The sequence below is a fragment of the Thalassotalea mangrovi genome, from assembly GCF_005116735.1.
In the GTDB taxonomy this organism is placed as follows: domain Bacteria; phylum Pseudomonadota; class Gammaproteobacteria; order Enterobacterales; family Alteromonadaceae; genus Thalassotalea_A; species Thalassotalea_A mangrovi.
The window spans coordinates 1-13,295 of the sequence record NZ_SWDB01000017.1 but is presented as its reverse complement, the minus strand read 5'-3'; the positions used below and the strand labels follow the sequence as shown (position 1 = coordinate 13,295).

The 13,295-nt window shown below is 43.2% G+C and carries 14 protein-coding genes; 5 read left to right on the top strand and 9 right to left on the bottom strand.

Annotated features, from left to right (window positions below; all coding sequences use genetic code 11):
- Positions 1–151: 151 nt before the first annotated feature.
- From E8M12_RS07630 to seqA, 7 genes are all read right to left on the bottom strand, one after another.
- Positions 152–2,302 (bottom strand): peptidase domain-containing ABC transporter, encoded by a 2,151-nt coding sequence (locus E8M12_RS07630; protein ID WP_136735499.1) that lies wholly within the window; start codon positions 2,300–2,302, stop codon positions 152–154.
- Between the two features lie 215 nt (positions 2,303–2,517).
- Entirely contained in the window at positions 2,518–2,847 is a 330-nt protein-coding gene (locus E8M12_RS07625) for a hypothetical protein (protein WP_136735498.1), read from the bottom strand.
- 63 nt (positions 2,848–2,910) lie between these two features.
- The gene (locus E8M12_RS16295; protein ID WP_169303069.1) at positions 2,911–3,087 is read right to left on the bottom strand and encodes a hypothetical protein; all 177 of its coding nucleotides are present in this window, start codon (positions 3,085–3,087) and stop codon (positions 2,911–2,913) included.
- Positions 3,088–3,239: 152 nt separating this feature from the next.
- Positions 3,240–4,505: a beta-barrel domain-containing protein gene (locus tag E8M12_RS07620; RefSeq protein WP_136735497.1), complete on the bottom strand. Its 1,266-nt coding sequence runs from the start codon at positions 4,503–4,505 to the stop codon at positions 3,240–3,242.
- Positions 4,506–4,768: 263 nt separating this feature from the next.
- A complete protein-coding gene (gene murI / locus E8M12_RS07615) occupies positions 4,769–5,566 on the bottom strand; it encodes a glutamate racemase (RefSeq protein ID WP_136735496.1) in 798 nt (265 codons plus the stop codon).
- Positions 5,567–5,631: 65 nt separating this feature from the next.
- Entirely contained in the window at positions 5,632–7,278 is a 1,647-nt protein-coding gene (gene pgm, locus E8M12_RS07610; RefSeq protein WP_136735495.1) for a phosphoglucomutase (alpha-D-glucose-1,6-bisphosphate-dependent), read from the bottom strand.
- 37 nt (positions 7,279–7,315) lie between these two features.
- Positions 7,316–7,918: a replication initiation negative regulator SeqA gene (seqA, locus tag E8M12_RS07605; protein WP_136735494.1), complete on the bottom strand. Its 603-nt coding sequence runs from the start codon at positions 7,916–7,918 to the stop codon at positions 7,316–7,318.
- A gap of 457 nt (positions 7,919–8,375) precedes the next feature.
- On the opposite strand from seqA, the gene E8M12_RS07600 reads away from it, so the two are divergent.
- The 5 genes from E8M12_RS07600 to fur all read left to right on the top strand — a co-directional run bounded on the left by E8M12_RS07600 (position 8,376) and on the right by fur (position 10,927).
- Positions 8,376–9,152 (top strand): alpha/beta fold hydrolase, encoded by a 777-nt coding sequence (locus E8M12_RS07600; RefSeq protein ID WP_136735493.1) that lies wholly within the window; start codon positions 8,376–8,378, stop codon positions 9,150–9,152.
- Positions 9,153–9,238: 86 nt separating this feature from the next.
- Complete coding sequence (locus tag E8M12_RS07595) at positions 9,239–9,460, top strand: DUF2788 domain-containing protein (RefSeq protein ID WP_136735492.1); 222 nt, start codon at positions 9,239–9,241, stop codon at positions 9,458–9,460.
- Positions 9,461–9,466: 6 nt separating this feature from the next.
- Positions 9,467–9,745, top strand: coding sequence for a LexA regulated protein (gene ybfE, locus E8M12_RS07590; RefSeq protein WP_136735491.1), 279 nt, complete (start codon positions 9,467–9,469; stop codon positions 9,743–9,745).
- 39 nt (positions 9,746–9,784) lie between these two features.
- On the top strand, positions 9,785–10,312 hold the full coding sequence (fldA, locus tag E8M12_RS07585; RefSeq protein ID WP_136735490.1) for a flavodoxin FldA: 528 nt from the start codon (positions 9,785–9,787) through the stop codon (positions 10,310–10,312).
- A 171-nt stretch (positions 10,313–10,483) separates the two neighbouring features.
- Positions 10,484–10,927 carry a ferric iron uptake transcriptional regulator gene (fur, locus tag E8M12_RS07580; protein WP_136735489.1) on the top strand — a complete coding sequence of 148 codons (444 nt, stop codon included), beginning with the start codon at positions 10,484–10,486 and terminating at the stop codon, positions 10,925–10,927.
- Between the two features lie 82 nt (positions 10,928–11,009).
- Here fur and E8M12_RS07575 read toward each other — a convergent pair whose 3' ends face one another.
- Positions 11,010–11,612 (bottom strand): PEP-CTERM sorting domain-containing protein, encoded by a 603-nt coding sequence (locus tag E8M12_RS07575; RefSeq protein ID WP_136735488.1) that lies wholly within the window; start codon positions 11,610–11,612, stop codon positions 11,010–11,012.
- Between the two features lie 515 nt (positions 11,613–12,127).
- Positions 12,128–12,985: a phytanoyl-CoA dioxygenase family protein gene (locus E8M12_RS07570; protein WP_136735487.1), complete on the bottom strand. Its 858-nt coding sequence runs from the start codon at positions 12,983–12,985 to the stop codon at positions 12,128–12,130.
- Positions 12,986–13,295: the final 310 nt, after the last annotated feature.

Here is a 13,295-nt window from a genome sequence, read left to right as displayed (position 1 = left end):
TAAAATGTTAACCGCATTTTAGGTGAATTTGCCGCACCTTGCACCTTTTCAGGACCTATTTGCCGTTGCTGGCCAGCTTTTGTACAACAAACGTTTATAAATTAAAAAGTCCTGCAAAAGAATCATGAAAGTTTGCAGTTAATGCAACGGCCTATGACTGATTCACTCGTTGCTCCTGAACCTTAGGTTCACGCCTTAGCTGGCCATCGCTAAGATAATAAACAACATCCGCCGTGTTAAGTGTTTCCTGGCGATGAGCTATTATGATCCGGGTCATTTCCATACCTGAAACTTGACGCGAGATTTGCGCCTCGGTCTCCTTATCCAGGTGGCTAGTCGCTTCATCTAGAAACAAGATACAGGGTTGTCGATACAAAGCCCGCGCTAACAGCACTCGCTGCACCTGACCACCAGACAAACTGGTGCCCATATCCCCGACCAGGCTCTGGTAGCCCATCGTCATCTGCTCGATGTCGTGATGAATCGCCGCAACCTTTGCGCTTTGTTCGATTTTCAAAGGATTCGCAGGTGCCTCAAATGCGCAAATATTATCGGCGATGCTACCGGCCAGCAACGTATCATCCTGCAACACCGCGGCAATACACTGGCGATAGTTTAACAAGCCCAATTGAGTGATATCTCGACCATCAAGCAGTACCTTGCCGTGCGTCGGTTGAATGAGTCCGAGCATTATCTTCATCAGAGTCGACTTGCCCGTCCCGGAGGGTCCTGCAATGGCAATCGACTGTCCCGCGTCTATGGTCAGATTGATGCCATTGAGTATGGGCCGCTTTGCACTCGATTGTCCCTGGTAATCAAAACACACATCGATAAGTTGAATGTTTCCCTTAGGCTTTAGGACAGACGCATTGCCATGGCGATTGGCTTCAACATCATGCAAGGCGATATCGGCAACCCTGTCCAGATGTAATCGCATCATTTTAAATTGAATTAACTGCTCAATAAGATTCATCATCCGGGTGGTAAATTGATTCTTGTAAGCAATAAAGGCCAGCAACATGCCAACGGTAATGGATGCTGTCATCACCATTTTCGCAGCAAGATATATGATCAGGACATTTTCCAAACCAAACAATAATTTATTGCTAGTTTCAAAACTAATGGTTAAACGTCCCAGGCGAATTTCATTATTCATTATCTCAGCAAAGCGATGCTGCCAGGCACTCTGGCGTTGAGCCTCTTGCCCCAACAATTTGAGCGTTTGCATGCTGCGAGCGGTTTCCAGGAAGTGGCTTTGTTCATTTGCCGAACTTTGAATCAATTGTTGCGTCGCACTGTGCAATGGCCGATAGAGTAAAAAGCGGATGAGTGTATAGATCGCCACCACGGCCAACACAATAAAGGATAACTTAGGCGAATAGACAAACATCATGATGAGCAGCGCTATTGCCATTACACCGTCCACCAGGGTTTCAACAAAACCATGGGTTAATCGCTCGCGTATCTGAGCTAAACTGCCAAATCTTGATACCAGGTCGCCAATATGCCGGGACTCAAAAAAGGTCATTGGCAAACGCAGCAGATGTGAAAAAAGATTCAGGCCAACCTGTAAGTTCAATACACTGGATATTCTCACGATCAACCAGGAGCGCAGAGCATTAGTCAGCGCTGAAATTAACACCAGAAATGAAAACCCGATGGCCAGGATAACCAACAGAGCATGATCGAAACTCACCAGGACTTCATCGACGACCCATTGCATATAATAAGGCGCTATCAATACAAACAATTGCAGCATCAGTGAAAGTACAATTAGCTTGCTGACGCTGGTAATCATGCCTGTACATTTTGACCAAAGCTGAAAAAACTTCAGCCGAGTGTGTATATTTTGCTCTCGAAAGCTACCCGTCGGGGTTAACTCCAGGCAAATTCCCGTATAGTGCGATGCAAATTCCTGTTGTGTTATCACCCTGCTGCCACGCGCGGGATCATTAATATAATATCGTGCTCGGCTTCCCTTGCCTTTTATCTTTGACAGCACGATAAAGTGATTCATATCCCAATGTAAAATACATGGAAATCTAAGTTGACTAATATCGGCAATCGGGCATTGCAGGGCTCTCGGTGCCAGTTCTAACTGCTCAGCTACCGTCATCATTTGCTGTAATGTCATACCGTTAAGGCCTGCAGCCTGATACTTCCTGATGGCTGGCATATCGAGATTATGCCCATGATATCCGGCGACCATAGCCAGGCAGGCGAGTGCGCATTCCGCTATCTCATTTTGCAAAATAATCGGTACTTTTCGTTGCAACGAAAAGTTTAAGGGCGTGGCAGCCATATGACTCTCCTTAGTCAAGGTGACTGGTGAAGAAAAATGTACAAGTGACAGTGGAGCGCCAATCATTCTTACGGCCTACGTAATTGCCTGAATGCAAAACATTGCCGAACAACGAAACTACAGCCAATACTTTACTCCACGGGTTTCAGGCTTTTTGTTTAAAAATATTTTCGATCCTTGAAAATATTGGCTTTACACATCACGCATACCATCGTTCACTCTCTTTTACACGATAAATAACTGGCAATAATATTATTTATCGAAGATGTAATAATGGTAATTCTGATCGCCTGCAAAAAACTGTAAAGGCTTAAAACCGCAATCAGGCCTGAAGCGAATACATTACCGCGCATAACTAGTAATAATGTGGTTAATACCAGAACTAAAGCGACGTGTCGCAGTAAGCCATTTTTAATCGCATAACGGTCATCAAGCCTTTCGATAACGATATATTCTCGGGGAAAATGATTTACTTTGATCACGTCATCCTTTTCCAATGAGCAGTTGAACCCAGATTCATTCAATATCTTAAATAGGCGCCTCATCTGAACTTCCTTTTAAAAAAGGCATATAAAACATATGCCTTGGACTTAGTTATATTAATTCCATCATACTTCACTGATGTTATTAATAATAAACCCTCCCAGTATTAAGAAAGCACCAATTGTTGGGCCTGCAACAATTACTCCTGCCGTAGCTAGCATTGCTTCACCAACAATCTGACCTGCACTTTTCTCATGTCCGCCACTCACTGCGGCAATCTCGTTGACATCTAACTCTTTCATAATTTCTTTCTCCTTAATTAAAAAAAAATTGAAAATACTACTGCTCCGGCTCCTTCTGGAGTCCAATACCACTGTTTGTAAATACTTTTAACACAATGGTATTCCTGCACATTTCCATGTATTTGTGCAGAAGATTCATCGTTTCATCCGCGTCAAAGCGACCTTGTGGCACTAATTAAGGGCTCAAATAACCAGGCCATCAGGCTTCGCCGCTCCAAAATGATATCGGCTTCAAACATCATTCCACTGCGAAGTGAAAACGTCTTGCCTGACGCGAATATTTCCTGGGCATTGAGGGATGCCTTTAGACGGTAAACAGGCTCTCTTATACCCATTGGTGCTGCGACTTCTTCTGGGCGAATAATGGTTTGCTCAATCTGATCGATCTGGCCATCAATAAAACCAAATCGCTGATATGGGAAGGCATCAAATCGCAATTTCGTTAATTGGCCGTGCTCTATAAACCCGGCACTGCGCGTCGGTAAAAACAATTCGGCTAATAACTCGGTATTCTCTGGGATCAGGTACATCAAGACCGCGTCGCTCGAAAATGCCTCACCTTCAAAAAATTGCAGGCCGGTAACGACACCTGTTCGAGTCGCCGTTATGGTGAATTCCTGATTTGATCGAAGCTGGGCCAGCTGAGCTTCAACCTCTGTTTTTTGACGATCAATTGCGTTTATTTTTAACTGGTATTGTTGCGGAAGGCTCTTCTGATTGAATGCCACCTGGGTAAGTTCGCGCTGTTGTTGTAAGCTTTGCCGATGCAGCATTTGACGTTCACTTTGCAAGTCAAGAAATTGCTGCCGATGTAATTGACTTTCCCGTTCTGATATAAAACCTTGTTGCAACAAGTGTTCGGTATTATTCTGCCGTGACTTGAGAATTTGCAGTTGTTCATCGAGCAAGGTGGCCTGCTGCAAAATAGTACTTTTTTCCTGTTCCAGTACCGTCATCCTGGCACTGAGGCTCGCAGATTCCTGCTGACGTAATTGCTTTAGTTTATCGATTTCTTGCGACAGCAAAGCTAACTGAACCGTTAACTGCTCAGCCATTAATTCACTCAGATCATATTTACTATCACTTTTATCCATATCCTGATGATTGGTAAATTGCTTTTGCCGGGCAACGGTAATCAGTGGTTGTCCAACTTGAACACAATCCCCTTCAGCTACGTGCAAGGTTTTAATGAAACCAGATATCTGTCCATAAGTTTTGACAATTCCTTTGTCGGGTTTTAGGTAACCTCTTACCGTTTCTTTACGAGAGTATGATGCCAGGGAAAGAAACGCCGCTAACAATACAGTGACGATAACTAGCATAAGCACGGTAAAGGTTAGCGATAGGGGCTGAGTTAACACCACGCCACCCTGCAAACGTTGCTGCTTCGATAACACTTCCTTGCGAAATAATCCCATATGTCCCACGGTTAAATGTAAACCTATATAGGTTTAGGATGAGTTATCAAAAAAAATGTGCAAACAGAAAATAGCCGGCAGCAAAAAACATTATTTTTTACATTAAATTCATATGGTTAAATCACACAACCACTTTGTACAATGAAGTCACCGGATACTACACACACCCGATGTTTGCGATTAATCGTGGCGAGAACGAGTTATCTGTGCGTGACGTTTATCCCGTTTAATAGGTAGCCCGACAACGCGCAGGCTATTCGCACTCAGATGCATACCCGGCGAGTGCTTTGCAGATTCACGGTCCAACAGTTTTGAAGAGCAGAACTTGCTTGATCAGGGCAGCCACTACTGAAAAAGTGAAGCGAAGCATTTCGCTGTGAATGATTCAGCAGTTGGGCTTCTCCTAGACGACGTTCAACCTGTCTGGCCACAGCGTCGGCGGTATCTATAATTTCAGCGCGTCCCTGTACAAATCGTGAGATTGAATCTCTTAGAAAGGAAAAGTGGGTGCAGCCCAGTACCAGCTGATCGCAGTTTTTATCAAGCAAGGGTTGCACATAATGACGCACTGCAGCTTCAGTTTGCGGGGAATCAATCGCGCCTTGCTCAACAATACGGACAAAGTCAGGGCATGGTTGCGAGTACACTTCTATGTCCGCACAAATTCGATGTTTTAACCTGGCAAAGGATTCACTGGCGATTGTCTGGTTTGTTGCCAGTACACCTATTTTCCCGGTAACCGTAGCCTGCCGCGCTGGCTTAATACCGGGCTCCACCCCGATAACAGGCATTAACTGATTGCTACGAAGGTTTTCAATGGTATGCACAGTCGCCGTGTTGCAGGCAACCACTATCGCTTTGCACCCTTTTTCCTGAAAAAATGTCAGGATTTGCTGAGTACGATAGCGAAGAAAATCGTCCGACTTAGTACCGTAAGGCGAATGTTCGGTATCGGCAAAATACAGCATATCTTCTGTTGGCATCACATGGCGTATCGCCCGACAGATGGAGAGTCCACCAATGCCTGAATCAAAAACACCAATGGGAGCATGCTTATTCATTTTAAGTCGTTTTTAGGAAGGTTAACTACTAAGGGCCCTGATCCTATCAGAGCCCTTGTTATTTTCTACAGGCCAGCTTTTGCGAACGCGGCACTAACCAATACCTGTGCTTCAGCGATGATTGCCTCTAAATGTGTTTCAGAGATAAAGCTTTCCGCATAGATTTTGTAAATTTCCTCAGTTCCGGATGGCCGCGCAGCAAACCAACCATTGTTAGTCACTACTTTTAAGCCCCCAATCGCCGCGCCATTACCGGGCGCATGGGTAAGGATATCCGTGATCGCTTCACCAGCAAGTTCGGTTTGTTCAATGTCATCTTTGCTTAAAGAGATTAACACCTGTTTCTGTGCGGTACTGGCAACCGCTTCGACGCGACCATAACATGGCGTTCCCAGCTCTTCAGCCAATGCCAGATACCATTGATAGGGGTCTTTGCCCGTCACGGCCAATATTTCTGCCGCTAACAGCGCAAGAATAAAACCATCTTTATCCGTGGTCCAACAGCTACCGTCCAGTGCCAGGAACGAAGCCCCTGCACTCTCTTCTCCGCCAAAAGCGTAACTGCTGTCACTTAAGCCATCTACGAACCATTTAAAACCAACCGGCACTTCCGAAAGTGGGCGTTGTAATTTGTCTGCCAGTCGGTCAATTAACGAGCTGGATACTAAGGTTTTTCCAATTTTCGCATTCGCTGGCCACTCCCGGTGTGTCAGCAGATAATAAATTGCTACCGCCAGATAATGATTGGGATTCATCAAACCACCGGTTTTGGTAACGATGCCATGCCGGTCAAAATCCGGATCATTTCCAACCGCAATATCAAACTCATCCTTCATTGCAATAAGACCCGCCATCGCATAGGGGGATGAACAATCCATGCGAATTTTGCCATCTTTATCTAACGGCATAAATGCAAAGCTGGCATCAACGACAGGGTTTACAACGGTAATATCCAGGCCGTATTGCTCAGCAATTTTCGGCCAATAAGCGATGCCTGAACCACCTAACGGATCAACACCAATTTTCACACCAGCATCGGCGATCGCCTTAAGGTTTATAACCTTTGCTAGTTCTTCAACATAAAAGCCGATAAAGTCCTGGCGCTGCAGCAATGATGACTGCATCGCCTGTTGCAAGTCGATACGATTTATATCCTGCAGGTTGTTGGCAAGAATTTCATTGGCGCGTTGTTCAATCAGCTTAGTGATTTCACCTTCGGCAGGACCACCATGTGGCGGATTATATTTGATACCGCCATCGCCAGGAGGATTATGAGAGGGAGTAATGATTAATCCATCTGCCTTGTCAGTATGCTTTTTATTGTGGGCAATGATTAGTCGGGAGATAACTGGCGTCGGAGTGAACCCTTCATCCTGCTGAATAACAACAGGAACCTGATTGGCGATTAGTACGCTAATGGCATTGGCAAACGCTGGTTCTGATAAGGCATGAGTATCCTTTCCCAAATACAATGGACCGGCAAAACCCTGTTGATTTCGATATTCTGCAACGGCCTGACAAATCGCCAGAATGTGAGGCTCGTTAAAGCTGATTTTTGTGGCACTACCACGGTGGCCAGAGGTACCAAAGCTCACCCTTTGCTCAGCGACAGATACATCAGGTTTCAGAAGAAAGTAATCACTGGTCAAACGGCCAATATTGATTCTGTCCTCTGGACGGGCCGGCTTTCCTGCGTGGGGATGAAGACTCATGAGATTTCCTTAAAATGATGTTTTCGACTCAGTTAGCTTATAGAAAATCGCGGATACTTTCTGCCTGGTCATTGTTGTAACCCAGCACATGAGCAACATCGGTAAGCATTAATTTCTTCTTAGTCGTGTTTGAGTTGGTAATAACCCAGTAGTTAGAATCCGGAATTTGTTTAGGTTTTGAGGAGCTCCCCGTAGCTAACAATTCTTCTTCGCTTTCGGCAAAATACAGACGGTCACGCCCCCTGATGTCGAGAACGGCAGAAAACTGTTTTGGATGGACACGATGCAAGTTCCCTAAAATATTCAGAAAGCGCCCTACTGCCCCTCGTTCCATAGCCAGTTCTTCACGATTGATTAAATCAAAAATATTCTGACAACTCGTAAGATCCTTAGTTTCGGTCACCTGCTCTGCTGGTGCTGGCTGCTCGATAGTTGGAGAGGCTTCCTGTTCGCTTTCGACGGCATCATTCACCGGCATTTGTGCGCGTTTTTCTACAGGCTCAGATTTAACAGAAGGAGCTGACAGTTCAGCATTCGCTGTCAATAGACGGCGAAGAATATCTGAAGCACTTTCACCAATAAATTCCGTTTTACTTGCAATGTAATGATATAGTTCGTCATCAATCTCAATTGTTTTCATTTTAATACCACTGTTAAAATTGATTAGACTCAACCGCCCCAATATGGCTAAAAATCAAGCAATTAGCTTATTTTACAACCAGAGATGACCTGAGAGTCAGAGTTTCATTCTTATAATCTCAAAGATTATACTTGGCTTATAATCAACTCTCTACCCCGTAAAGAGTAATTCTTAAAGATAGTTAGAGCGTGTTTATCTTTGGGGGACAATTTTGCAGCGAATTGTTTGGGGGCTGGGCAAGGATTTTTCAATTTAGCGTACTTATTGTACGGTAAATTGAAAAAACGCGGGCCAGGTTCAAAACAAACGCTGTTCGCAGAATTCAATGGTGCGGTTTCATACATAATTGTGCTGTTAGTTCCAACAGTCTCAGAATTAACAGGCACTTATTGAACAAAATTCGGCCAGCAAAGGTCTACACGCACTACATAATTCAACAAAATTCGAAGTGAGAAATATGACAACCCTACTCAATTTTCAGCGAGCTGGCAGCGGCGCAACCGTATTATTAATTCATGGTTTGTTTGGCGCATTAGAAAACCTCAATGCCCTGGCCAAATCGTTACAGAAAGAATTTGATGTTATTCAGGTTGACGTTCGCAATCATGGTGACTCCTTCCACAACTCGTCAATGAGTTATAACGACCTGGCGAATGATATTTTTTATCTCCTGGACCACTTGAATATCAAAAAATGTCACTTTTTCGGTCATTCTATGGGTGGTAAGATTGCCATGCAATGTGCCCTCACTGACCCGGATCGTTGTTTGAGCTTAATTGTTGCTGACATTGCTCCGGTACAATATCCGCCGCACCACAATGAGATTTTAGCAGGATTAAATGCCGTAAAGCCGGAACAGTTAACACAACGCCGCGACGCTGATGAAATTTTATCCCGGTACGTATCCACTCCCGGCGTTCGACAATTCCTGTTGAAAAACCTGGTGAAAACCGATTCTGGTTATCGCTGGCGGGCAAGCATTGATAACATCTCAAAAAGCTACGACCAGATCAGTATGCCAGTGCGCCAGGATCGTAAATACCAAGGGCCGGTATTGTTTATCAAGGGCGAAAATTCCGATTACATTACCAGTGAACATCGCCCCACTATTGCTAAATTATTCCCTACCGCCAGAGCTCGGGTGATAACGGGCACCGGACACTGGCTTCACGCGGAGAAACCTCAGGAATTTAACCGTATCGTGTCGCAATTTATTGAAAAAAATCAGGATTAACTATCCCTCAAGATTTTTCGCCAGCCACTAATGTAATTTACACTAGGCATATGCTATAGTGCCGCTCTGATTTTTAAGGGCTCATTATGCTGGCAGAAAATATAGAATTAATTGAAACCATAGGTTTGAATTTATTTTTTCTCATTATTTTTTTCTTCATCGGAATGTCTATTCGAGACGTAATGAAAAATAACGATGTTCCGAAGAAAGGCCAATTCGTGGTGTATTTTGTTTTATTCCTGGGCTGTGCTGGATTTATTGCTAAAGGCATCATCCAAATCGTTTGGGAAAGTAAAGGGATCGGCTAGACTAATATGGCAAAAGAGGCATCGGATCTGACCACTATTGACCTGTTTGTTGATGAAAAACGCCCCGGGCGACCGAGAACCAACCCATTCCCTCGGGAAGTTCAGGTAAAAATTAATAAACGCAATCAGGTTAAGCGTGATAAAAATAAAGGTTTGAAACGAGTAGAATTCAAAGTCCATCACCAACTCTTTGAACAGTTGGACGATATGGCAAAAGACCAGGGCATTAGTCGCAGCGAGTTAATTGAAAAATTATTAACCGAAGCATTACAAGCTCCTGTTTAACCAGATTATTTGATTTTAAGTATTAAAGGGTTAGTTAACATGGCAACTGTTGGACTATTTTTCGGTAGTGATACAGGTAATACCGAAGCTGTCGCCAAAATGATCCAGAAGAAACTGGGTAAGAAAAACGTTGATGTTCGTGATATTGCAAAAAGCAGTAAAGAAGACATCGCAGCATTTGATTTATTAATCCTCGGTATTCCGACCTGGTACTACGGTGAAAATCAGTGTGACTGGGATGACTTCCTCCCAGAACTGGAAGAAATTGATTTCACTGACAAACTGGTTGCTATTTTTGGCCTTGGGGATCAGGAAGATTATGCGGAATATTTTGTAGACGCAATGGGTCCGCTACGCGACATCGTCGAAGCAAAAGGCGCTATTTTAGTTGGACACTGGTCAACCGAAGGCTACGAGTTTGAAGCATCAAAAGGCCTGGTTGATGACAATACTTTCATCGGTCTGGCTCTTGATGAAGATCGCCAACCAGAATTAACCGAAGAACGAGTTGATGCCTGGCTGGCACAACTAAACGATGAAATGGCCCTGTCTGAATTGCTCGATTAGACTCAGGCGATTAAAAATTTATCTTAAGACCCTGCTTATGCAGGGTTTTTATTTGTCTAAATTTCGACTACTCGGTTCCGGTGCTCGAATTATTTCCTGATTAGGGGTTTTAACCTCTCGTTAATCCCCCTATAATTTCCTATTAATTTCGTTTAACAAAGCAGGTTTTCCATGCCAGATCAAAATGAAGAACTAAAAAGGGCTGGATTAAAAGTAACGCTTCCGCGAGTAAAAATACTCGATATATTACAAAATCCGGATAATCAGCATATAAGTGCTGAAGATGTTTACAAAATCCTCCTCGAGCAACATGAAGAAATTGGCCTGGCAACCGTATACCGGGTGCTAAACCAGTTTGATGACGCAGGTATTGTTACCCGCCATCACTTTGAGGGTGGAAAATCCGTATTTGAATTGTCTCACAAAGCGCACCATGACCACTTGGTATGTCTTAAATGCGGTAAAGTTGTTGAATTTGAAGATGATGTCATCGAACAACGCCAGATTGATATCGCCAATAAAAATAAAATAAAACTGACAAACCACAGTTTGTATTTGTACGGTGAATGTGAAGATGAGGTTGAATGTGAAGCCTATCGGAAATCAAACCAATAATATAATTACTAATCAAACATGGTAAGTTAAAAGTCAGGCCGACTTCGAGCTTTGGCCTGACAGTTTTGTATTTTATAAGTGTCTATCTAAAAAGCTTCCTGCTACTTAATAACAACACTGATAGTCCCAATATCACATATGTCGCTGGTTCGGGCACAGAAGCGTTGATATTGTCGATTGAACTAAAACCGCCATTACTCTGAAAGGTAACAGTGTACACACCCAAATAACTTGTATCAAAATGGCCTATGCCTGTATAAGCGTCTTCATCAATTAATCCACCGAACTCATCGTAAGTTCTTACTGTCCAACTAGCATTATTCGTATCATTATCAAACCAGCCAATATCAAACCCCAACAAGTCGAATGGGATTTCTGATTTAGCGGTTAAGCTAAAAATTACGGTCGTATTCCAGGTTTCGAGAAAGCGATTAGACGCTCCCCAACCCGCCGCACCAGAACTTGTCGGGTAACCTGCATTGGGTTCTACGGTACTGAATACATTTGAACAATTAGTACAACTTGCGGAGATATTGAAGCCACCTTCATCATAAGATGGGAGATTTTGATATCTATAGTCCAGGGGAATATCATCTAGAGTGATGACATTAGCGAATACCGAAGTGTTGAACATGCATAACACTAACATACTAAAAATTGAATACATCAGCTTTGCTTTAACCATTTTTAACCCTTTTGCAAAATTTTAATGAAAATTCAATTAGCTTAAGCAATAACAACGCCAATCGTACTATTTCATTAAATTTCAGTTAATTATCAATGGTTCATAAGGTCTTTTGGTGATAGAGCTTTTGCTGATGTAAGGTTTTCAGACAGCTTCTTATAGAATGAATGTTAATGATAAATTAAAAGCCATCCACCTAAATTTTCACAGGTATAATTGCCTTGGAGGCGGAATTTGGATGAACACACCAGACCTCTTTGTAAAGAATCAATTAGCTGTACCGAAGAACATCAGGATAATGTGATGTATCCGATGTCGCTGTAATGATGGCAATATCTAACATTAGGTTAAGGCTTTGACATAGTGGCTAGCTATTTCATACCTCGTTGAATTTTGACTTGTAGCCTGAAGCCCCAGAACTTAACCAGTCTTAAAGGCGGATTGACTTAAGGTATATGTGATACCATGGTCCGCGCTTATGTTCGATTGAACGAGAAATTTGAGCCTGTTACGACTTAATTTCCACCATGCTCATGAATATGGTTTATGGCTCGATTGAACCATTGTGGATGTTCAATATATGGCAATTCCGATACGTTAGGCAAGTGCTTGCTATCAAGGTACTTAAGGGGTTTGGGATGAGGACTACCCACACACAAATCTAAAGCTAACCGCTTTGGTAGGCAGTAGTGTCCACGGTGAATCATATGCGCACTGAATACCAATGCATCGCCGGCATTAAGGGAAATCAATTGGCTTTCCGGCAGTGACTGATGATTTTCGTGGCCATTAAGCTCCAGGCGAACCTGATGTTCTCGTTCGTTATCCCAGCGCTTATGTGTTCCGGGAATTAATTCAATTCCTTTCTCGTCAATCAAAGGAATACGAACATGAAGACTTAACATCGAAGCCAAATCGGCCTTTTGTATCGCTTCGCTCTCGCCCTGGTATTGCATATCCCTGTGCCAATAAGGTGTTCTGCCATTTCTATATGGGTTGAAGAAAAGTTGGGTATTATGAAAGTACAAATCATTACCAAAAACCGAAGCCATTGTTGTTAGTAAAGATAAAGGTGCGAGCAAGTTAAAAAACTCTCCTCGCCTCTTTGCATCTGACTTTCCGTCTGTCCCCTGAAAGTAAACCGGATCAGTTAAGCCATGCATATTGATCATGGCGTATTTCTGATAGTCCTCGCGGTTCATTTGCAACCAGCAATTATGAATGCGTTGAACTTCAGCCTTTAATGCTTGCAATTCTATCTGAGGCAGGCATCCAGGAATGATAAAAAAACCATGTTCCTGATATTGCCTGCGATATAAGTCTACAGCACTAACATCAGTTGACGTATCTGACACTGTCATAACCTTTTGCATTGCGTTTTATCACCGGCATCTGAATTGATTGTTTTCATCATCCACTTATTCTAGCCCAGAGTCCAGACTAGCAATGCCAAACACCACCCGCATCAAGCCTTAAAAATCATTGCGCTTATCAAGACACCCATAAAAAACCGACTAGCAGTAACTCCGCTCTTAAATACTTATCAAAACACTTATCAAGACACCCATTAATTGACGCTGGTAAATCTGGTATGTGCCCTTAACAAGACACCCACACGAAAAGTAAGCAAATACGAAGTATCAATTGCTCAAATAGATTGAATACATGGGAGTCTTGATAACT

Coding starts and splice junctions, on each gene's coding strand:
- E8M12_RS07630 (WP_136735499.1), bottom strand. CDS start 2,302: ATGGCTGCCACGCCCTTAAACTTTTCGTTGCAACGAAAAGTACCGATT.
- E8M12_RS07625 (WP_136735498.1), bottom strand. CDS start 2,847: ATGAGGCGCCTATTTAAGATATTGAATGAATCTGGGTTCAACTGCTCA.
- E8M12_RS16295 (WP_169303069.1), bottom strand. CDS start 3,087: ATGAAAGAGTTAGATGTCAACGAGATTGCCGCAGTGAGTGGCGGACAT.
- E8M12_RS07620 (WP_136735497.1), bottom strand. CDS start 4,505: ATGGGATTATTTCGCAAGGAAGTGTTATCGAAGCAGCAACGTTTGCAG.
- murI (WP_136735496.1), bottom strand. CDS start 5,566: ATGAATAAGCATGCTCCCATTGGTGTTTTTGATTCAGGCATTGGTGGA.
- pgm (WP_136735495.1), bottom strand. CDS start 7,278: ATGAGTCTTCATCCCCACGCAGGAAAGCCGGCCCGTCCAGAGGACAGA.
- seqA (WP_136735494.1), bottom strand. CDS start 7,918: ATGAAAACAATTGAGATTGATGACGAACTATATCATTACATTGCAAGT.
- E8M12_RS07600 (WP_136735493.1), top strand. CDS start 8,376: ATGACAACCCTACTCAATTTTCAGCGAGCTGGCAGCGGCGCAACCGTA.
- E8M12_RS07595 (WP_136735492.1), top strand. CDS start 9,239: ATGCTGGCAGAAAATATAGAATTAATTGAAACCATAGGTTTGAATTTA.
- ybfE (WP_136735491.1), top strand. CDS start 9,467: ATGGCAAAAGAGGCATCGGATCTGACCACTATTGACCTGTTTGTTGAT.
- fldA (WP_136735490.1), top strand. CDS start 9,785: ATGGCAACTGTTGGACTATTTTTCGGTAGTGATACAGGTAATACCGAA.
- fur (WP_136735489.1), top strand. CDS start 10,484: ATGCCAGATCAAAATGAAGAACTAAAAAGGGCTGGATTAAAAGTAACG.
- E8M12_RS07575 (WP_136735488.1), bottom strand. CDS start 11,612: ATGGTTAAAGCAAAGCTGATGTATTCAATTTTTAGTATGTTAGTGTTA.
- E8M12_RS07570 (WP_136735487.1), bottom strand. CDS start 12,985: ATGCAAAAGGTTATGACAGTGTCAGATACGTCAACTGATGTTAGTGCT.